General features: G+C 62.5%; 14 protein-coding genes. 9 read left to right on the forward strand and 5 right to left on the reverse strand.

The genetic code is table 11. The annotated features are described in order from the left end of the window. Positions 1-311: 311 nt before the first annotated feature. Positions 312-1,433, reverse strand: coding sequence for an LLM class flavin-dependent oxidoreductase (locus GPL81_RS24395; RefSeq protein ID WP_096510012.1), 1,122 nt, complete (start codon positions 1,431-1,433; stop codon positions 312-314). Between the two features lie 123 nt (positions 1,434-1,556). Next, a complete protein-coding gene (locus tag GPL81_RS24400; protein WP_160108786.1) occupies positions 1,557-2,741 on the reverse strand; it encodes an acyl-CoA dehydrogenase family protein in 1,185 nt (394 codons plus the stop codon). Positions 2,742-3,951: 1,210 nt separating this feature from the next. On the opposite strand from GPL81_RS24400, the gene GPL81_RS24405 reads away from it, so the two are divergent. From GPL81_RS24405 to GPL81_RS24430, 6 genes are all read left to right on the forward strand, one after another. Then, positions 3,952-4,467, forward strand: coding sequence for a flavin reductase family protein (locus GPL81_RS24405; RefSeq protein ID WP_096510010.1), 516 nt, complete (start codon positions 3,952-3,954; stop codon positions 4,465-4,467). A gap of 9 nt (positions 4,468-4,476) precedes the next feature. Further along, positions 4,477-6,156: an FAD-binding protein gene (locus tag GPL81_RS24410; RefSeq protein ID WP_160108787.1), complete on the forward strand. Its 1,680-nt coding sequence runs from the start codon at positions 4,477-4,479 to the stop codon at positions 6,154-6,156. Next, complete coding sequence (locus GPL81_RS24415) at positions 6,144-6,899, forward strand: glucose 1-dehydrogenase (protein ID WP_160108788.1); 756 nt, start codon at positions 6,144-6,146, stop codon at positions 6,897-6,899. Before GPL81_RS24410 ends, GPL81_RS24415 begins: the two co-directional genes overlap by 13 nt. Before the next feature lie 13 nt (positions 6,900-6,912). Further along, entirely contained in the window at positions 6,913-8,001 is a 1,089-nt protein-coding gene (locus GPL81_RS24420; protein ID WP_160108789.1) for a ferredoxin--NADP reductase, read from the forward strand. Positions 8,002-8,238: 237 nt separating this feature from the next. After that, positions 8,239-8,985, forward strand: a complete 747-nt coding sequence (locus tag GPL81_RS24425) for an SDR family NAD(P)-dependent oxidoreductase (protein ID WP_160108790.1) — start codon at positions 8,239-8,241, stop codon at positions 8,983-8,985. 73 nt (positions 8,986-9,058) lie between these two features. After that, on the forward strand, positions 9,059-10,615 hold the full coding sequence (locus tag GPL81_RS24430) for a FadD3 family acyl-CoA ligase (RefSeq protein ID WP_160108791.1): 1,557 nt from the start codon (positions 9,059-9,061) through the stop codon (positions 10,613-10,615). Between the two features lie 10 nt (positions 10,616-10,625). On the opposite strand, the gene GPL81_RS24435 is transcribed toward GPL81_RS24430, so the two are convergent. Further along, entirely contained in the window at positions 10,626-11,498 is an 873-nt protein-coding gene (locus tag GPL81_RS24435; RefSeq protein WP_160108792.1) for an SDR family NAD(P)-dependent oxidoreductase, read from the reverse strand. Next, on the reverse strand, positions 11,495-13,237 hold the full coding sequence (locus GPL81_RS24440; RefSeq protein ID WP_160108793.1) for an FAD-binding protein: 1,743 nt from the start codon (positions 13,235-13,237) through the stop codon (positions 11,495-11,497). The genes GPL81_RS24435 and GPL81_RS24440 overlap by 4 nt, the downstream gene beginning before the upstream one ends. A gap of 1,285 nt (positions 13,238-14,522) precedes the next feature. Here GPL81_RS24440 and GPL81_RS24445 point away from each other — a divergent pair. The 3 genes from GPL81_RS24445 to surE all read left to right on the forward strand — a co-directional run bounded on the left by GPL81_RS24445 (position 14,523) and on the right by surE (position 18,559). Beyond that, a complete protein-coding gene (locus GPL81_RS24445; RefSeq protein ID WP_160108794.1) occupies positions 14,523-16,100 on the forward strand; it encodes a DUF1302 domain-containing protein in 1,578 nt (525 codons plus the stop codon). A 23-nt stretch (positions 16,101-16,123) separates the two neighbouring features. Next, entirely contained in the window at positions 16,124-17,503 is a 1,380-nt protein-coding gene (locus GPL81_RS24450; RefSeq protein ID WP_160108795.1) for a DUF1329 domain-containing protein, read from the forward strand. A 78-nt stretch (positions 17,504-17,581) separates the two neighbouring features. Further along, complete coding sequence (gene surE / locus GPL81_RS24455; protein WP_160108796.1) at positions 17,582-18,559, forward strand: 5'/3'-nucleotidase SurE; 978 nt, start codon at positions 17,582-17,584, stop codon at positions 18,557-18,559. Between the two features lie 649 nt (positions 18,560-19,208). On the opposite strand, the gene GPL81_RS24460 is transcribed toward surE, so the two are convergent. Beyond that, positions 19,209-20,327: a 3,4-dihydroxy-2-butanone-4-phosphate synthase gene (locus tag GPL81_RS24460; RefSeq protein WP_160108840.1), complete on the reverse strand. Its 1,119-nt coding sequence runs from the start codon at positions 20,325-20,327 to the stop codon at positions 19,209-19,211. Positions 20,328-20,329 lie beyond the last annotated feature (2 nt).

Below are 20,329 nucleotides of genomic sequence, written 5' to 3' on the forward strand. Positions count from 1 at the left end.
GGTTCGGGGAGGGGCAACATCGTCCAATGGGACTAGCGAAAATGATTGGCCACGCATAAAAAAACTGTAGGAGCTGGCTTGCCAGCGAAGGCGGCGCATCAAGCAACATGGATGTTGTCTGACACGGCGCCTTCGCCGGCAAGCCGGCTCCTACAGGTTCCTGTGGCGGATGCAAAGTCCGCAAACAACACAAAACCTGTGGGAGCGCGGCTTGCCCGCGATGGCGGTGTGTCAGTCGACATTGATGTTGTCTGACACAGTGCCTTCGCGAGCAGGCTCGCTCCCACAGGGAATACGATCAATGTCCGCCATCAACCCTTGCGAAAATGCGGAATCACTTTTTCGCCGATATTCTTCAGGGTTTCGAGCTGCGCCCACTGCGGCACGGTGCCCATCTGGCAGATGAACAGGATCTCGTCGGCGCCAGCATCGATCAGGCGTTGTACGTAGCCGATGCAATCCTCGACGGTGCCGTAGGCGTGGTTGGGGTTCATCATCGCCATGGTTGGGTCGGAGAAGTCGACGCTGACTTCTTCCGAGGCGAAGCGCGACTTGATCACGCTCTGGCCGTTGCCATCGACGAAGGTGTCGTCCTTCCATTTTTCCGGGTCAGGACGCTCGCCACCGCCGTACCAGTAGCCCAGGGATTCCATGAAGTAACGCTGGCCACGGATACCGATACGCCGTGCCTCTTCGTTGTCCTCCAGCACGATCGCCGGGCACAGCGCGGCGATGTGACGGTTAGGACGGAAGCCCACTTGCTTCTTCTCATCGCGGTTGTCGTAGGCCGTGTGATACACCTCGACCTTCTTGGCGATTTCTTCCGGACCACCAAAGCCCAGTACCAGCGCACCCATACCGCGACCGCCAGCATTTTTCAGCGACTCGGTGTTGGTGCACGCCAGGTACATCGGCGGGTGTGGATCCTGATACGGCTTTGGATGGATCGGACGCTTGGGGATCTGCACGAAGTCGCCGTTGTGCTCGATTTCGTCCTGCACGAACATTTTCGGGATCAGGTACATCATCTCGTCGATCTGCGGCTGCAAGGTCGCCAGGTCGTAGCCGAAGGTGCCGGCCTCCTGCTGGGTGCCGCCCTTGCCCACGCCAAAGTGCACACGGCCCTTGGACAGCAGGTCAAGGGTGGCGATGCGTTCTGCGACTTTCACCGGGTGGTTCATCGCCGGCGGCAGGCAGACCACGCCGTGGCCGATGCCGATACGCTCGGTCTTGCCGGCCACGAACGCCAGCATGGTTTCCGGCGCAGACATGTGCGAGTAGTTGCTCAGTGCGGTGTGTTCCACGCACCAGAAGGTGTCGAAGCCGAGCTTGTCGGCCAGCACCGCCTGCTCAACGGTGTCCTGGAAAATCTTGCGGTCGCCTTCGCGGCTGGAGTCCACCGTCTGGGCTTCGTAAATCAGGGAAAATTTCATGGTTGATCCTTGTGCTTATTTGGGTGCGCAGTCGGCGCCAGAGACCTGTGCCTTGCGCCCATGCTCGGGTATTGGCAGGGCGCTCGAATCACGCAAACGGACTAGCTGATTCAGCAGAAACCATCAGAGGAAAAAGTCATTGCTGTCCTGCCCCATGCTCACCCCGCCCAGGTTCCACGCATACTTGGCCGGGCTGTTGGCGACGTGGGCACGGCCGGTGTGAATGTCGCGGAAGGCGCGGTTGATCGGGTGGCTGCGGAAGATCGTCGAGGCGCCGCTGTTGAACATCAGCTCGCCGACAGCCTTGGCGCACTTGTCGGCCACCAGCGCCGAGTCGTAACGCATCTTCACCCGCTCGGGCATGCTCAATGGCTCGCCCTTCTGCGCACGATCGAGCATTAGGGCGAAGTTGCGATGCAGCACGGTCTTGCACTCATCGACGCAGACCATGGCGTTGGCCAGCGCTGATTGCGCAGCCGGGTCCTGGACCATCTTGCGCCCGTCATTGACCCCGACCCGCGCGCGGTTGTGCTCGACAAACTGATCCACTGCGCCTTGCAGGGCACCGATGGCCGACGAGGAAACGGCACGTACGAAAATCTGCCCGAACGGCAGGCGGAACAGCGGCGCGGTGTTCACCGCATTACCCGGGCTGTTCTGCATGAAGCCGTCGAAGGCGCGATGGGTGCGGTACTCGGGAACGAAAGCGTTCTCCACCAGAATGTCGTGGGAGCCGGTGGCTTCCAGGCCCATGACGTTCCAGTTGTCGAGAATCCGGTAGTCACTGCGCGGCACCAGGAAGGTCCGGTAATCCGGCGCCCCACCCGCCTCCTCCGGCGGTACCAGTGCACCGAGGAATACCCAGTCGCAATGCTTGCTGCCGGACGAAAAGCCCCAGCGCCCGCTCAACTTGAAACCACCCTCGACCCGCTCGACCTTGCCCACCGGCATATAGGAAGACGAGATCAGCACGCTGGAATCATCGCCCCAGACATCCTGCGCAGCGCGGTCATCGAACAACGCCAGTTGCCAGTTGTGGATCGCCACCACCCCCAGCACCCAGGCCGACGACATGCAGCCTTCGGCAAGGGTCATCTGCACGTCGAAAAAGTCCTTGGGCTCCAGCTCATAACCTTCCCAGCGCGAGGGCTGGAGGATGCGGAAGAACCCGGCGTCCTGGAAATCCTTCAGGGTTTCTTCGGGCAACTGCCCGGCCTGAGCGGCGTTCAGGGCGCGTTCACGCAGGATCGGTACCAGCTCGCGGGCACGTTGGCTCAGACGCTGGCGAATCAGGTCTTGGTTGAGCATTGTTATTGTTCTCCTCTGTTCACCCCATCCGCCGGGGCGCGCGTGCAGCGGGGCCCGAACAGCGCCCCCTGCGTGGCATTCAAGCAATGCGCGGCGGGAGGGGCATCCCTCAAACGGACCATGCCGGGTGGAGAATGGAAAAGATCAGAGATTGGCTCGCTCGCCGCAGTTCCCCTGTGGGAGCAAAGCTTGCTCGCGATGGCTATGTGTCAGGCGATGTGGATTTTGATGGTGCACATATCCGTTGCTGCGGTAACGGCCACCTAGGGTTCCGCTCTTACAGCGGGTTACTTTGAAAAGCGCAAAGTAACCAAACGCTCTTGCCCCACCACTCGGTGCCTCGCCCAGGCTCGGCATGCCCTCACTCCGGCATTGCTCCGTGGGTCGCCGCGATGGGCCATCCCTGGCCCAGCGCGGCTAAACCGGCGTCCTGCCGGTTTACCCACGGAGCAATGCCTGCGTTCGGCCAGCGTGGTTTAACGGGGCGCCCAGATCAAAAGCCAAAGCGAGGCGGCCTGACAGCCGACCTGATTTCGCGGACACCCCCAATCCCCTGTGGGAGCTGGCTTGCCAGCGATGGACGTGAATGATGACGCGTGCTGCCTGGATGCCCGCGTTGTCTGGACGTTTTTCGCGAGCAGGCTCGCTCCTACAGTGGAAAGCGTTCATCCGCAAACTCAGGTCGGCTGTGAGGCCGCCTTCGCTGCAATGCGGCGCCCCGACAAGCCAGCTCCCACAGGGGACGGTGTACACCTGCTTCTCACCACTCAACAGGCCGAGCGTTAGCTCGCCTGCAAGCTTTTGATTTTGATCTACCCGCCCCATCGGAAGGCTGAGTGGAGGTGTTCATCCGGGGAGTGGCGCGCAGCGCCGTTCGACGCAGTCGAACACGCTGCATGTAGGTGCAGCGAAGCCAACCGGAGGGCAGTGTCCCCGGATGGATGCCGGAGCGAAGGAACCCCGAGCCTTGGCGAGGGGCCGGACGCCGGGGCGAGCCTTTTTGGGTACTTTTTTGGCGTTTGAAAAAAGTGCCTCGCCGTAAGGGCGAAACCACCAGCCGCCGTTACCGCAGCAACGGATATGTACTCAATCAACCAAGAACCTGGTCGGCCCAAAAGCCGCCAAGACCTAGTCCCCTCGGACGATGTTCCAGATGGACACCAGCGCAAGAATCCATCGCACTCCATGCACAACAAAAAGGCCCCGTGCGATGAACGACATCAATCTGAAAGCCGACATGCTCCAGGCCATGCGCCGCCTGGCCAAGTCAGTCACCATTATCAGCACCAGCAACGGCTCCGAACGTTTCGCCATGGCCGCCACGGCGGTTGACTCCCTGAGCACCGAACCGCCGTCGCTGCTGATCTGCGTCAACAAGACCGCCTCGCCCCATGCCGCCCTGGCGACCGGCGCGGATTTTTGCGTGAACATCCTCGGGGTCGAACAACAGGACCTGGCGCACCTGTGCAGCGGCGCGATCAAGGGCGAGGCGCGCTTCGATCGGGGCAACTGGCTGACCAGTGCCGGCGGCATTCCTTATCTGGGCGACGCTCAGTCGGCGATCCTCTGCCGTCAGGACGGCCACTTCAGCTACGGCACCCACACCATATTCATCGGGCGCATCCTGCAAATCCACACCAGTGATGCCATCACCCCGCTGGTCTATCTCGACGGCAGCTACACCACCACTGCCAAGCCGACACCCTCCTTCGCTGTCGCTGGCTGAGGCCCGAACATGGACGGCCTGAACGGGTTGACGGCGTTGCGAGTGAACAGCGCCGAGCAGTTGAGCTGGGATGATCGCTGCGACTTGCTGATCGTCGGTTTCGGCGGGGCCGGCGCCTGTGCTGCCATCGAAGCCGCCAGCCGTGGCCTGGCGGTGCTGGCGCTGGACCGCTTCGAAGGGGGTGGTGCCACAGCATTGAGCGGTGGCGTGGTGTATGCCGGCGGAGGAACGCCGTACCAGCGTCAGGCGGGTTACGAAGACACCGACGAAGCCATGTTCAATTACCTGCGCCACGAAGTCGGTGACGCCGTCAGCAGCCGGACGCTGAAGGAATTCTGCGAAGGCAGTCGCGCACAACTAGCCTGGCTCGAGCGCCACGGCGTCGCCTTCGAGTCCAGTGTTCCGCCGCACAAGACCTCATACCCGAGCGATCAGTACTACCTCTATTACTCCGGCAACGAAGCCGTGCCGGCCTATGCCGCCAGCGCCAAACCGGCGCCCCGCGGGCACCGCACCAAAGGCCCGGGCATGTCCGGCGCCAGCCTGTTTGCCCCGCTCAAGGCCAGCGCCTTGCGCCAAGGTGCACGGTTGCGCAGTCAATGCGAAGTGCGTCGCCTGGTGCTCGATCACAACGATCAGGTACTCGGCGTCGAAGCCTGGCAGCTGCTACCGGGCAGCCGCGCCGCCCGGCAACATGCGCGCCTGTCGCGTTGGGCCGCCGCCATTCATATGTACGCCCCGGCCCTGGCCGACCGCTTGCGCGCTCGTCAAAAACGCATCGAACAAACTCATGCCAAACGCCAACTGATCCGCGCCGAACACGCGGTGCTGCTGAGCAGCGGCGGTTTTATCTTCAACCGCGAATGGGTGGACAAGCATGCCCCGCAGTACCTGGCCGGCTTTCCGCTGGGCACCACTGGCTGTAACGGCGCCGGCATCGCCCTGGGCCAGAGCGCCGGTGGCAGCGTGGCGCGAATGGACAAGGTCAGCGCCTGGCGCTTCATCAATCCGCCCTTGGCTTGGGCCCGAGGGCTGATCGTCAACGGGCGCGGCCAGCGCTACGCCAACGAAGAAATCTACGGCGCGACCCTCGGCCACGCGATGGTCGAAGAACAGGACGGCCGCGCCATCCTGATCCTCAACCGGGCACTGGTGCGCGAGGCATTGCGTCAAGTCGGGCCGGGCAAGGTGTGGAATTTCCAGCGCCTGCCAGTGCTGCTCAACCTGCTGTTCAACGCCAAGCGCAGCAACAGCCTGGCCGCGTTGGCCAAGCGCTGCAACCTGCCTCCCGAACTGCTGCGCCAAAGTGTCGAGCGCTATACCCGAGCAGCGCAGGGCGTAATTGCCGATGAGTTCGGCAAGTCCGGGGCGATGCTCGCCAACCTCGAACAAGGCCCGTGGTACGCCCTCGACCTGTCGTTCGACAGCAAACTCTTCCCCTGCCCGGTCATTACCCTCGGCGGGCTGAAGGTGTGCGAGCGCAGCGGCCGGGTACTGGACCACGCCGACGTGCCGATCCACGGCCTGTACAGCGCGGGCCGCAACGCGGTCGGGGTCGCTTCCAACCTTTATGTCTCCGGCCTGTCGCTGGCCGATTGCATCTATTCCGGTCGCCGGGCTGCCGCCCACGTGGCCGACCAAATCGCACTTCAAACCACAGGATCAGGAGAACAACAATGCAACGTGTAGAAGGCAAAGTCTGCATCATCACCGGCGCCGCCAGCGGCATCGGTCGCGAAGACGCCCTGCTGCTGGCCCGCGAAGGCGCCAAGGTGGTGCTGACCGACCTCAATGAGGAAGCGGGCCGCCAGGTCGCCGCGGAAATCGGCAGCAACGCCCTGTTCATTCGTCACGACATCGCCAGCGAGAGTGACTGGCAGCACGTGATCAAGACCACCGTCGAACACTTCGGTCGTCTCGATGTGCTGGTCAACAACGCCGCGATCCTCGCGCTGGGCAGCATCGAAGACACCACCCTGGAGCTGTGGCAGAAGGTGCAGAAAATCAATGGCGACGGCTACTTCCTGGGCTGCAAATACGCGATCCAGGCGATGAAGGAAACCGGCGGCGGCTCGATCATCAACATGTCGTCGGTCGCGGCGCTGGGCGCGATGCCGATGTTCTGCGCCTACTCGGCATCCAAGGGTGCAGTGGCGGCGATGACCCGTTCCATCGCCTTGCATTGCAAGCAGCAGGGCTACCGCATTCGCTGCAACAGCGTGCACCCCGACGGCGTCAACACGCCGATGACCCAGGCCCTGGCCGGTGGTCAGGCGATCCCCCAGGAAGCCCTCGATCAGGACCCGATGAACCGCATGTGCGCCCCTCGGGATATCGCCAATGTGGTGCTGTTCCTGGCCACCGACGAGTCGCGTTTCGTCAACGGTGCCGAGATCCGCGTCGACAATGCGCAACTGATCAGCGGGCTCTGAGGTCGAGGTGAACATGGGCACGCAATTGCAGAACCTGACACCGGCCCCATCGTTGACGGGCAGCTATTCATTGCAAGTGTGCGCGGTGGTCGACGAGACCCTGGATGCCCGCTCGCTGGTGCTGGATATCCCGCCGTCGCTGCGGGAACGCTTTCGCTACAAACCGGGTCAGTTCCTGAGTTTTCGCGTGCCCCTGGCCGGCAAACTGTTGACCCGCTGCTACTCCATGGCGAGTTCGCCCGTGGTGGACGCGCTGCCCAAGGTCACGGTCAAGCGGGTCGACGGTGGCCGGGTGTCGAACTGGATGAACGACGTACAGGTCGGCGACTGGCTGGAGGTGTTGCCGCCGGCCGGGCACTTCTGTCTGGATGAAGAGCAACCGGATGAGGACGCCCGACCACTGGTGCTGTTCGGTGGCGGTTCGGGGATTACTCCGGTGTTCTCCATTCTCAAATCGACACTGCACAGCAGCGCACGGCCGATCAAGCTGATCTACGCCAACCGCGATGAAGCGTCGGTGATTTTCAAGGACGAGCTGTGCCGGTTGATCAAGGCGCATCCTGATCGACTGCACGTGGTGCACGTCCTCGATTCGGTGCAGGGTTTCCTCACGGACGCTCAAGTCCGTCATTTGCTGCGCGGTTCGGCGGGGGGGGATTATTTCATCTGCGGGCCGGGGCCGTTCATGGACACCGTGGAACGCACGCTGCTGGCACTGGGCGAAAGCGCCGGGCGCATCCATGTCGAACGTTTCGTTTCACCGCCGGACCCGGACCAGTTGCTGGCCGAAGAGGCCGTGGCCCGTGCCGCCGCGCTCGATTCGCACTGCGAGGCATTGATCGTCGAACTCGATGGCCAGCAACACGAAATCACCTGCCGTCCCGGCGACACCTTGCTGCAAAGCTGCAAGGCGGCCGGGCTGGATGTGCCGTCGTCCTGCGAGGAAGGCTTTTGCGGGGCGTGCATGTGCGTGGTCAAGGAAGGTGAAGTCCAGTTGGCGCGCAACGATGTCTTGACCCCGAAGGAACTCGCCGACGGCTGGACCCTGGCCTGCCAGAGCCGTCCGACCGGCGCCCGTGTGCGCCTGAAATTCCCCGATTGAACCCCCCTTGCCCATGTGGAACGCAAAACCTGTGGGAGCGAGCCTGCTCGCGATGGTCGTTAACGAAAACGCGGGCTACCTGATGCCCGCGTTGTCAGGGCGTTTTTCGCGAGCAGGCTCGCTCCTACAGGAAGCCGGGCGTTCCGTCGCCCTAGTCCCAACGGACGATCATGTCGGCCCGGTCTGCAGTTAGACTCGGCCACAGCATTAGCCCACAACAATAAAAGAGGTGCAGTTATGGCTCGTTTGCACAATAAGGTCGCGGTGGTCACCGGCGGCGCTTCGGGGATTGGCCTGGCCTGCGTGCGCCGCTTTGCCGCTGAAGGCGCGCAAGTGGTGGGGCTGGACATCGGCAGCGCACCGGCGGATTTCCCCGGCCTGTTCATGACCCTGGACGTGCGCGACGAAGCGCAGGTGCAACAAGTGATGCAGGAAGTCGTCAGCCGCTTCGGGCACATCGACGTGCTGGTCAACGCCGCCGGCGTCGCCGATCAGGGCAGCGTCACCCAGACCACCACCGCCAACTGGCAACGGGTGATGGACATCAACCTGACCGGCAGCATGCTCACCAGCAAATACGCGCTGGAGTCGATGGTGTCGCAACGCAGCGGTTCGATCATTAACGTCGGCTCGATCTTCGGCCTGCAAGGTTGCGATGGCAATGTCGCCTACAACGTGTCCAAGGGTGGCATCAACCAGTTGACCCGCTCGATGGCCATCGACTACGGCTACGCCAATGTGCGCGTCAACGGCTTGTGCCCGGGCCTGATCGAAACGCCAATGACCAGCATGGTGCGCGAACATGAAGCGTTCCACGCCTTCTTCGCCTCGCAGCACATGCTCAGTCGCTCGGGCCAACCGGAAGAAGTGGCCAACGTCGCACTGTTCCTGGCCTCGGACGAAGCGTCCTTTGTCAGCGGCCAGATGATTGCGGTAGACGGCGGTTTCTCCGCCGGTCGCCGCTTCGCCCCGCCCGCCGCGTAAATCGCCATCCAGCCGGGCGCCCTGCCCGGCTCACTCCCTTTTTTCATACCAGTCTTCTAACCGGGGAGGCCCCATGCCGCCTGTCGCCACTGCACTGACCATCGCTCAACTGTTCGCCAACACAGCCCAGGCCTTCGGCGACCGCCCGGCCATCGAGGATTCGGGGCGCTCGATCAGCTACCGGGAACTCGATCACTTGCGCCGCCAGGCCGCCCGCGCGCTGCTGGCGCTGGACGTTCAGGTCGGCGACCGGGTGGCGGTCTGGGCGCCAAACATCTGGGAGTGGATCGTGGCTGCCGGGGCGCTGCAGAGCATCGGTGCCGCACTGGTGCCGCTCAACACCCGCATGAAGGGCAGCGAGGCCGGTTACATCCTGCGCGAGAGCGGCGCCTGTGTTTTATTCGCCATCGGCGAGTTTCTCGGCGTGGACTACCCGGGCATGCTGGCCACCGAAGACCTGCCAGCCCTGCGCCACATCGTCACCCTGCGCGGTGCAGGTTCCGGCACCCTGCGGTGGGAGACGTTCCTGGACCTGGCCGCTGACCTGCCGCAATTGGCGCTGCGCACCCGCGAACAACAGGTCGGCCCGCAAGCGCTGTCCGATTTGCTGTTCACTTCGGGCACGACCGGCAAACCCAAAGGGGTCAAGACCTGCCACGGTCAAAATCTGCGAATCGTGCGCGACTGGAGCGATATCGTCGGTTTGCGTGAGGGCGATCGCTACCTGATCGTCAATCCGTTCTTCCACTCCTTCGGCTACAAGGCCGGTTGGCTGGCGGCGCTGATGCGTGGCTGCACGATCCTGCCGCAGCAGGTGTTCGACGTGCAGGCGGTGCTTGAATGCGTGCAGCGCGAGCGCATCACCGTGTTGCCGGGGCCGCCGACGCTTTACCAATCGCTGCTCGCCCATCCGCAACGCGATGCCTTCGATTTGAGTTCATTGCGGGTGGCGGTGACCGGTGCGGCGGCGATTCCGGTGGAGATGATCCATCGCATGCGCGACGAGCTCGGTTTCGCCACCATCGTCACCGCCTACGGCCTGACCGAGGTTTGTGGCTTTGCGACCATCTGCCGCCCTGGTGACTCGGCGGAACAAGTCGCCAACACCAGCGGCCGGGCGATGCCTGGCGTCGAGGTCCGCTGTGTCGGCACCAACGGTCGCAGCCAGCCAGCCAATGTCCCCGGCGAAGTACAGATACGCGGCTACAACCTGATGCAGGGGTATTTCAATAATCCCCAGGCGAGCCGGGAAATGCTCGATGCCGACGGCTGGCTGCACACCGGGGACATCGGCGTACTCGATGAGCAGGGTTATCTGCGCATCACCGACCGGCTCAAGGACATGTTCATCACCGGCGGTTTCAATGTGTACCCGGCGGAGATCGAGCAGTGCCTGCTGACGTATCCGGGGGTGGCGCAGGTGGCGGTGATTGGCATTCCTGACGAGCGGATGGGCGAAGTGGCGATGGCTTTTCTGCTGCCGGCACCGGGCATCGAGATCGAGGAGGCAAGGTTCCTGGCCTGGTGCCGCGAGCAGATGGCCAACTACAAGGTTCCGCGTCGGGTGCAGGTGCTTGAGAGCATGCCGCTGAATGCGGCGGGCAAGCCTTGCTCCCACGGGGTCTTGTAGTGCTCTTGGGTCAGATGACCCGCGCCGGATGCTGTCGGCGGGGCTCGCCAAGCATGGCGCGATGGGATGGCGGCTGGCGACCCTCGGCTTCACTGATGCCATAACCCCGGGCGATTTCGGCGGTGATCAGGGTTCGTCCGGAGAACGTCATCAACTGCGGATCGTTGAGCAAGGCATGAATCACCCGTCCATTGAATTGCGGGGTTTCGGCATCCGCCAGAAACGCCCGGTATTGCTCGCCATGCTGTTCACCGGCAATCCGCGTACGTTCGGTCAGTTGCGGCCCCAGCCACAGCGACAGCGCCGCCACGCCCTGCCCTTCAAAATCCACCGCCATGTCCGCCGCCAGCTTGTCGATACCGGCCTTCTGCGCACCGTATGCCGGCCCGTGCATGTAGCACCCGGCGCCGAATGACGAGGTAAAACAGACCAGTCCTTGAGCACTGCGCAACAGCAACGGCGCCGCGTAGTAGCTGGCGATGTACGCCGAGCGCAAACCCACATCGATTATCCGCACCAGGTCCGGCGGCTTGGCCCAGAACGGACCCGGCTCGATCAACTGGTCATGGATGAACGCGGCATTGTTCACCAGCAGATCCAGGTGCCCGCATTCCTGCTCGACCCTTGCAAACAACGCCTGCACCTGCCCATCGTCGGCATGATCGCAGACCACCGCGATGCCGCGCCCACCCGCCGCTGTAATCGCAGCAGCAGTGTCTTCCAGCGAGCCCTGCAAGGCCTGCCCGTACAGATTCGAACCGCCGTGCTCCGGCGCACGGCCAGTGACGAACACCGTCATGCCCGCCGCCCCCAAGGCCAGGGCAATGCCCCGGCCAACCCCACGACTGGCGCCCGTGACGACTGCAACCTGCTGACTGTTCATTCGACACTCCCGAACAACGCTTTACCCGAGACCGTTTCGCTCTGGTGCTTGATGTGATTGGCCGCCAGATACCCGAAGGTCATGGCCGGACCAATGGTCGAGCCGGCGCCCGGATAGGTACGGCCCATCATCGAAGCGGCGCTGTTGCCGATGGCGTACAGGCCGTCGATGGGATGGCCGTCTTCGTGCAACACACGGGCGTGAACGTCGGTGAGTAAGCCACCCTTGGTGCCGATGTCCCCGGCGTCGATGCGCACCGCGTAGAACGGCCCCTTGAGCAGCGGCGCCAGACACGGATTGGGTTTTACGCTCGGATCGCCGTAGTAGCGATCGAACAGCGACTCGCCCTTGTGGAAATCTTCGTCGACACCCTGCACCGCCATACCGTTGAAGCGCTGCACCGTGCGCACCAGTCCACCGGCGTCCACGCCGATTTCAGTGGCCAATGCCTCAAGGGTCGGTGCCTTGTGGAAGTAGGTGCGCAAGTGCTCGGGCAACTGCCAGTCTCGCTGGGCATAGCCCGGCAACAACGCGCCGCAGGGGTATTTACGGCGGAACTCGGCGTCGAACACCATCCAGCACGGCACACTTACCGCGGCTTTGCGGTCGTTGGCGTACATGGCGTAGACGATATCGGTGTAGGGCGCGGCTTCATTGACGAAACGCTCACCGGCGGAGTTGACCATCACGCACCCCGGCAACGTCCGTTCGACGAACAGCGCGCGCTGTTTTTCCTCGCCCTGGACATGGGTGGTCGGCGCCCACCAGCTGTGGTCCATCAGGGCCGTGCGCGCGCCGATGGCCTGGCCGGCACGAATGCCGTCGCCGGTATTGTGCGGCGGCGTGGCGCTCCAAAGCGCTTGGGACGGCTGCGGCAGATACTGCGCGCGCATCGCCTGGTTACGCTCGAAACCACCGGCGGCGATGATCACGCCATAGCGCGCCTTGACGTTGAGCCTCTGCCCATTGCGACAGACCCGTGCGCCACCGACCCGATCACCGACGATCAGCAATTCTTCCAGTGCACAGTTGAGCCACAGCGACTTGCCGCGATCCTGCAATGAACAGCGCAAGGCACCGATCAAGGCATTTCCCAGCGTCAAATAGCGATCTCGGCGGGACAAGCGCCGGCCCTCACGATCACGCCAGTAACGCCACATCACACGCAGTGTCAGGCGCAACCAGCCAGGCCCACGGCACAGCAAAACCTGCGCCTCTTTCATGGTCATCGCCATGCGCCCCATCATCAAGGTGCCGGGGGATGGCGCGCGCATGCGCAGGAATTCTTCGCCCAGTTCGGCGGCGTCAAACGGTTGCGGGTCCATGGAGCGATAGCCCGGTTTTCCGCCTTCGACTTCGGGGTAGTAGTCGGCGTAACGGGGTTGTGCCTCGAAGCGCACGCGGGTCTGGCGTTCGAGGTATTCGACCATCTCCCGGCCGTGCTCGACGTAAGCCTCAATGCGCCCATCATCGATTTCGCCATGGGTGACCGCGCGAATGTAGGCGATGGCTTCGGCGGCCGAATCACTGCCACCGAGGGCTTTGATCCGGTGGTTGTCGGGGATCCAGATACCGCCGCCGGACACCGCCGAGGTGCCGCCGTACTCGGCACTTTTTTCGATCAACAGCGCATTCAGGCCCAGGTCGTGGGCGCGCAGTGCAGCGGTCATGCCCCCCGCGCCCGAGCCAATCACCAGCACATCACAGCACTCGTCCCATTTAATTGCGGCAGCGTTCATGCGGTAACCCTTGTTCAGCGCCCATCAGGCAAAAACCGCCGCTGCCGGATCTTCGCCCGGTGCAGTCGGTCTCGGGATTGTTCGCCGCGCGGGCTGGGTGTTCATCGTCCGATGGGACTAAGGCGGGGCTGGTGCTTCACCCAGACCTGTGCGTCCACCGCAAATCCCTGTAGGAGCTGGCTTGCCAGCGAAGGCTTTGTGTCAGGCGATTAGGATTTTGATGGTGTACATATCCATTGCTGCGGTAACGGCTGCTTATGGTTTCGCCCTTACGGCGAGTCACTTTCGAAGAGCGCGAAAGTAACCAAAGCGCTCTTGCCCCACCACTCGGTGCCTCGCCCAGGCTCGGCATACCCTCACTCCGGCATTGCTCCGTGGGTCGCCGCGATGGGCCATCCCTGGCCCAGCGCGGCTAAACCGGCGTCCTGCCGGTTTACCCACGGAGCAATGCCTGCGTTCGGCCAGCGTGGTTTAACGGGGCGCCCAAATCAAAAGCCAAAGCGAGGCGGCCTGACAGCCGACCTGGTTGAGGTGGGTACGCAATCCCCTGTAGGAGCTGGCTTGCCAGCGAAGGACGTCAACGATAACGCGTGCTGCCTGGACGCCCGCGTTGTCTGGACGTTTTTCGCGAGCAGGCTCGCTCCTACAGTGGAACGCGTTCATCCGAAAATCAGGTCGGCTGTCAGGCCGCCATCGCTGCGATGCGGCATCCCGACAAGCCAGCTCCTACAAAAGCAGTTTGATGTACACCCGCTCCTCACCACTCAACAGGCCGAGCGTTAGCTCGCCTGCAAGCTTTTGATCTTGATCCACCCGCCCCTTCGGGAGGCTGAGTGGAGGTGTTCATCCGGGGAGTGGCGCGCAGCGCCGTTCGACGCAGTCGAACACGCTGCATGTAGGTGCAGCGAAGCCAACCGGAGGGCAGTGTCCCCGGATGGATACCGGAGCGAAGGAACCCCGAGCCTTGGCGAGGGGCCGGACGCCGGGGCGAGCCTTTTTGGGTACTTTTTTGGCGTTTGAAAAAAGTGCCTCGCCGTAAGGGCGAAACCGCCAGTGGCCGTTACCGAAGAAATGGATATGTACTCGATCAGCAAGAGACAGGCCGGCTACCAGGCCGCCTTCGCAAACAGACTCACTCCCACAAGAAGATCAAGCGCTCCCCCTGCAAATCGCTTAGTCCGCTTGGACGATGTTACGCACAAGACGTGACTCCATAGTCGCCCCCAGTACCAATCACCCCCCGCAAATACAGGTCGGGCTGCTCTGACCTGGGCATGAGGACGACATGATAAAAACAATAATCGCCCCACCAACACAGCACCCTCGCGTACAGCTGGCCTTGCTGTTGCTGGCTGGCGGACTAAGCGCTCACGTTAACGCCATGAGCTTTCAGCCAAGCGAAGACTTGAGCATCGACTGGGACACCACACTGACCTACAGCCTGGCCTGGCGGACCGAGTCGCGCGATCACAAGCTGACGGCCAATGCCAACGGCAACGACGGCGACAACGCGTTCGACAAGGGCAGCCTGATCAACAACCGCAGTGGCTTTCTCACCGAAGCCAACATCAAGTGGCAAGACGATTACGGCGTGTTCGTCCGCGCGACGGGTTTCTACGACAACGTCTACGACCAGGGCAACGACAACGACACCGGCACCTCGAACTGCTTCGCCGGCGGTCATTGCAGCCGTCCCGACCGGTTCTCCCAGGACACCATCGATCAGCACCGCGATGAATTGCGCATGCTCGACTACTACGCCTATGGCACCTGGGACCTGGGCGGCCACAACCTCAATGCGCGCCTCGGTAATCAGGTGGTGAGCTGGGGCGAAAGCCTGTTCTACCCCGGCATTTCCGCCGCGCAAAGCCCGGTGGACGCGACCAAGGCGACCACGCCGGGCGTCGAGGTCAAGGAAATCCTGTTGCCGGTCGGCCAGTTGTTCACCCAGTTCAGCCTGACCGACAGCCTGGATGTGCAGGCCTACTACCAATACAAATGGGAAAAGACCCAACTGTTCGGTGTCGGCAGCTACTTCTCCACCACCGACTTCATCGACGAGGGCGGCTTCAACGATGCCACCGGTTTCCTCACCCGCCTGGGCGACGACAAGCCAAGTAACAGCGGCCAATACGGTCTGGCGTTTACCTATGCAGCCGAGTCGCTGAACAACACCGAGTTCGGCATTTACTACTCGCGCTATCACGACAAGACCCCGTCACTGGATTTCCAGACGGACCTGGGGCACTACCGGGTGCGCTACTTCGACAACATCGACCAGTACGGTGCGAGTTTCTCCACGGTGCTGGGCAGTGTGAGCTGGGCCGGCGAAGTCAGCTACCGCGACGGTCAACCGGTGATGGTCGACAACGGATTCTCCAGCCCGGTGCGCGGCAAAACCATGCAGGCGCAGACGTCGATGATCTACGTGGTCGGCCCGACTTCATGGGCGGACAACACCACCCTGACCGGCGAGCTGGTCTACAACACCGTGCTCAGCAACGACAAATCGCAGCCAGTGACCCTGGCTCCCGGCTTCTCGTTGCCGGGCACCGACAGCCTGGTCTATGACCGCGATGCCTGGGGATACACGGTTCAGGCGAACTTTGATTACAACGATGTATTCAGCGGTTGGGACATGTCGGTGCCCGTCACCTTCAGCGCCGCCGCACATGGTGACAGTTCGCTGGTGGGCTCGATCAACGCGGGCCAGAACGACAACCGCGCGAGCATCGGCAGCTCATGGCGTTACTTGGGCAACTTCACCGTTGAAGCCCGTTACAACGCCTACCTGGGCAACGCCAACAACAGCCCGTTGGCCGACCGCGACAACGTCGCGCTCAACTTCAAGTACCGGTTCTGATTCCCCAGTAGGAGGAGCACAGCATGTCTAGATTCACCCACACCTTGTTGGGCACGGCGCTGGCCGTCAGCCTGTTGAGCAGTGGCCTGGCCCAGGCCAAGGTCAGCGACCAGGAAGCCGCCCGCCTGGGTCAGGACCTGACCCCGATAGGCGCCGAAAAGGCCGGCAACGCCGACGGCAGTATCCCGGCCTGGACGGGCAAATGGCGCGGCCTGCCGCCGCAGCTCAAATACGCCGGCCCCGGCTCGCCGTACCCGGACCCGTACGCCGCGGAAAAGCCGTTGTTCGTGATCGACGCCAAGAACATGGACAAGTACGCTGACAACCTCACCGATGGCCAGAAAGCGCTGCTCAAGCGCTACCCTGATACGTTCAAGATCCCGGTGTACCCGAGCCACCGTGACTTCCGCCTGGATCAGCGCCTGGAAGACCAGATCAAGAAAAACGCCGTCACTGCCGAACTCGACAATGACAACAACGACACGAAAAACGCCTGGGGTGCCTCGCCGTTCCCGATCCCGAAGAACGGCAGCGAGTTGATGTTCAACCATACCTTGCAGGGGCGCGCCAATACTGAAGAGGCCAACTACGGCCAGGCCGTGGTGTACGCCAACAAGGAAAAGGTGCTCGAAGAAGTCAACTACAAGATCTTCTCGATCTGGTCCAGTCCGGACAAGACCCTGGAGACGGCCAACGGTGTGCTCACCAACTTCCTGATCACCACCCTGGAACCGGTACGCAAGAAAGGCGAGATCGTCGTCGGTCACGAGTTCATCAACCCGACCGCCGCCCCGCGCCAGGCCTGGCAGTACAGCCCGGGCCAACGTCGGGTACGTCGCGCACCGACCGTCGGTTATGACTCGCCGACCGGTGCCGGTGGTTTCCGCGTGTACGACGAAGACCGCTTGTTCAACGGCGCACCGGACCGCTACAACTGGACCATCGTTGGCAAAAAGGAAATCTACATTCCGTACCACAACTACAAGATCGACGACCCCAGCGTAACGGCCGACCAGATCCTGGCCACCACCGGTCACGTCGATCCGCAGTACATGCGTTACGAGAAACACCGCGTCTGGGTGTTGCAGGCCAACCTCAAGGAAGGTGCCCGCCACGTGTATGCCAAGCGCGTGCTGTACCTGGACGAGGACACCTGGTCCGCCACCCTCGCCGACAACTACGACAGCCGTGGCCAACTGTGGCGCACCAACATGCAGACCTCGATCTACGCCTACGAGCTACAGCGCTACCACGCTCGCCTCGGGATCTACCATGACCTGATCGCCGGCTCGTATCTGGTTGACCGCATGCTGATCGACCAGAAACCGGCCAAGCTCAATGCCACCGCCTTCACCGAAGACGAATTCACCCCTGGCAACCTGCGCAAACTCGGCACCCGCTAAACCCGCCGCGCCCCGACCGATTCATTCGGTCGGGGCGTTGTGCTTTTCTCAATTTGCTCAATTCACGGAAGACTCTCCATGAACAAACTCCTCACGGGCGTCATCGCCCTGGCCGGCGTCGGTCTGTCGATGCAGGCCAATGCCCTGAACATCCTGCTGACCAACGACGATGGTTGCCGCGCGCCTGGCATCGACGCGATGTACCGCGCACTGACTGCCGCCGGGCACAAGGTGACCCTGGTTGGCCCGTTGAACGACAGCAGCGGCATCAGTGCCGCCAGCGTGGTCGTGCCTGGCCAGGCGCTGGCGGTAACTGAACTGGCACCGGGGAGGTTTTGCGTGGCTCCACCCGAAGGCTATACACCGCCCGGCGGCAAGACCTCGGCGATTGGTACGCCGGTAGATGCGGTTAACGTCGGGCTGGATGTGCTGCTCAAGGACAACCCGCCGGACCTGGTGGTGTCGGGCAGCAACTTCGGTGAAAACGTCGGCCCGTTGACGCAGATGTCCGGCACCCTCAATGCAGCAGTGCGCGCGATGTTCAAGGGGATTCCGGCGGTGGCGGTGTCCACGGCCATCGATATGGATCTGATCATGCGCGATCAGCAGGCTGGCTATCGCAAGACCCTGGGGGCCATGGATGATACGGCGCGGTTTGCGGTGAAGGTCATCGAAAAGGCCAGCCTGGCGGGTGCCCAGGCCCGAACAGCCTGTGAAAGAAACAAACGCCAATGCAACCTGAATGTACTCGGGCTGCCGGGCGTCAGCGGCCTGAACCTCAACTACCCGCCACTGCCGCCCGGCGAAGTCAAAAGCGTGAGCTTTGCTCCGATCGGCAATTGGGACCGAGTGAACTTCACCTCCCAGCGTGGTACTGACGGCGTGGTCCACGTCAACCTGGCCGCGCCATCAACACCGACCGCCGCACAGCAAAAGGCCGATGCCTACCAACTGTGGCAAGGCCATGCCGTCATCACCGTGATCGACGGCAACATGACCGCGCCGGATGAAGTGCAGGATCAGGCGAAGAAGATGTTGGGAAAAGTGACACCTTAAAACCACGCAGAACCTGTGGGAGCAAGGCTGCCCGCGATGAGGCCGGTACATTCAACATCCATGTTGCCTGTAACACCGCTATCGCGAGCAAGCTTTGCTCCCACAGTTGGTCCGCCTATACACAAATCCTGTGTTCACTACAGAGCCCTGTGGGAGCACGGCTTGCCCGCGATGAGGCCGGTACATTCAACATCCATGTTGCCTGTAACACCGCTATCGCGAGCAAGCTTTGCTCCCACAGTTGGTCCGCCTGTACACAAATCCTGTGTTCACTACAGAGCCCTGTGGGAGCAAGGCTTGCCCGCGATGAGGCCGGTACATTCAACATCCATGTTGCCTGTAACACCGCTATCGCGAGCAAGCTTTGCTCCCACAGTTGGTCCGCCTATACACAAATCCTGTGTTCACTACAGATCCCTGTGGGAGCAAGGCTTGCCCGCGATGAGGCCGGTACATTCAACATCCATGTTGCCTGTAACACCGCTATCGCGAGCAAGCTTTGCTCCCACAGTTGATCCGCCTATACACAAATCCTGTGTTCACTACAGATCCCTGTGGGAGCAAGGCTTGCTCGCGATGGAGGTCAACGATGACGCGTGCTGTCTGAATGATCGCGCTGTCCGGACGTTTTTCGCGAGCAAGCTCGCTCCTACAGGTTTTCGGGTTGAAACGGTACGAATTCGGTCACTTCCAGATCAAACCCGGAAACGGCCTTGTACGGCACCGGTGAACTCATCAGGCGCATCTTGCGCACGTTCTGGTCCCGCAGGATCTGTGCGCCGATGCCCAGGGTCCGCTGCGGAAACTGTGGCGCCCTTGGCTTGCCGCCGCTACGCAGGCGCAGTTGTTCGAGCACGCTGTCGGCGGTTTCCTTTTGGGCCAGCAGCACCAGTACGCCACAACCGGCTGTCGCGATGCTCGCCAGCGAACGCTCCAGGGTCCACTGCTGGGCCCCGCCTTCGCTTTCGCAACCCAGCGCATCACGCAGCGTTTCGATGCTCTGCACCCGCACCAGAACCGGCTGCGTACTGTCGATCCGGCCCTTGACCAGTGCCAGGTGCAGCGCGCCTTGATAGGTGTCCTGATAGGTCGTTACCCGAAACTCGCCATGACGGGTATGCAGCGGATATTCCCCCCCGCGCTCGATCGTGCCTTCGTACAGAATGCGGTGGTGGATCAAGTCGGCGACGCTGCCGATTCGCAGGCCATGACGGCGGGCAAATTCGTGCAGTTCGCTGCCACGAGCCAACGCCCCTTCTTCGTTCAGAATACCCACCAGCGCCGCTGCCGGTTGCAGGCCCGCAAGCCGCGTCAGGTCACACGCCGCCTCGACATGCCCGGCGCGCTGCATCACCCCGCCGGGCAATGCCTGCACCGGGAAGATATGCCCGGGCTGAACCAGGTCTGCCGGACCACTGGCAGGATCGACCGCGACCTGAATCGAACGCGCCCGGTCTGCCGCTGAAATGCCGGTGGACACCCCAGTCGCCGCTTCGATCGAGCGGGTAAACCCCACGCCATGCTGCGCCCGTGAATGGGGCACCATCAGGTCCAGCCCCAGCGCGCGGCAGCGTTGTTCGGTCAAGGCCAGGCAAATCAGCCCGCGCGCCTGCACCGCCATGAACGTGACCGCCTCGGCGCCGCAGTGTTCGGCGGCCATCAACAACGAACCTTCGCCGTTGTGCTCATCGTCGGTGATGACCACCATTTGCCCGGCGGCAATGGCCTCGATCAACTGCGGCACCGTATCGAATGCCGGGCTCGCCACGC

Origin of the sequence: Pseudomonas izuensis, assembly GCF_009861505.1 — a bacterium.
Lineage (GTDB): Bacteria > Pseudomonadota > Gammaproteobacteria > Pseudomonadales > Pseudomonadaceae > Aquipseudomonas > Aquipseudomonas izuensis.

Excerpts from the sequence above, each read along its gene's own strand:
- GPL81_RS24430 (WP_160108791.1), top strand. The coding sequence starts at position 9,059 with ATGCCGCCTGTCGCCACTGCACTGACCATCGCTCAACTGTTCGCCAAC.
- GPL81_RS24410 (WP_160108787.1), top strand. The coding sequence starts at position 4,477 with ATGGACGGCCTGAACGGGTTGACGGCGTTGCGAGTGAACAGCGCCGAG.
- GPL81_RS24420 (WP_160108789.1), top strand. The coding sequence starts at position 6,913 with ATGGGCACGCAATTGCAGAACCTGACACCGGCCCCATCGTTGACGGGC.
- GPL81_RS24395 (WP_096510012.1), bottom strand. The coding sequence starts at position 1,433 with ATGAAATTTTCCCTGATTTACGAAGCCCAGACGGTGGACTCCAGCCGC.
- GPL81_RS24450 (WP_160108795.1), top strand. The coding sequence starts at position 16,124 with ATGTCTAGATTCACCCACACCTTGTTGGGCACGGCGCTGGCCGTCAGC.
- GPL81_RS24400 (WP_160108786.1), bottom strand. The coding sequence starts at position 2,741 with ATGCTCAACCAAGACCTGATTCGCCAGCGTCTGAGCCAACGTGCCCGC.
- GPL81_RS24445 (WP_160108794.1), top strand. The coding sequence starts at position 14,523 with ATGATAAAAACAATAATCGCCCCACCAACACAGCACCCTCGCGTACAG.
- GPL81_RS24415 (WP_160108788.1), top strand. The coding sequence starts at position 6,144 with ATGCAACGTGTAGAAGGCAAAGTCTGCATCATCACCGGCGCCGCCAGC.
- GPL81_RS24405 (WP_096510010.1), top strand. The coding sequence starts at position 3,952 with ATGAACGACATCAATCTGAAAGCCGACATGCTCCAGGCCATGCGCCGC.
- GPL81_RS24440 (WP_160108793.1), bottom strand. The coding sequence starts at position 13,237 with ATGAACGCTGCCGCAATTAAATGGGACGAGTGCTGTGATGTGCTGGTG.
- GPL81_RS24425 (WP_160108790.1), top strand. The coding sequence starts at position 8,239 with ATGGCTCGTTTGCACAATAAGGTCGCGGTGGTCACCGGCGGCGCTTCG.
- surE (WP_160108796.1), top strand. The coding sequence starts at position 17,582 with ATGAACAAACTCCTCACGGGCGTCATCGCCCTGGCCGGCGTCGGTCTG.
- GPL81_RS24435 (WP_160108792.1), bottom strand. The coding sequence starts at position 11,498 with ATGAACAGTCAGCAGGTTGCAGTCGTCACGGGCGCCAGTCGTGGGGTT.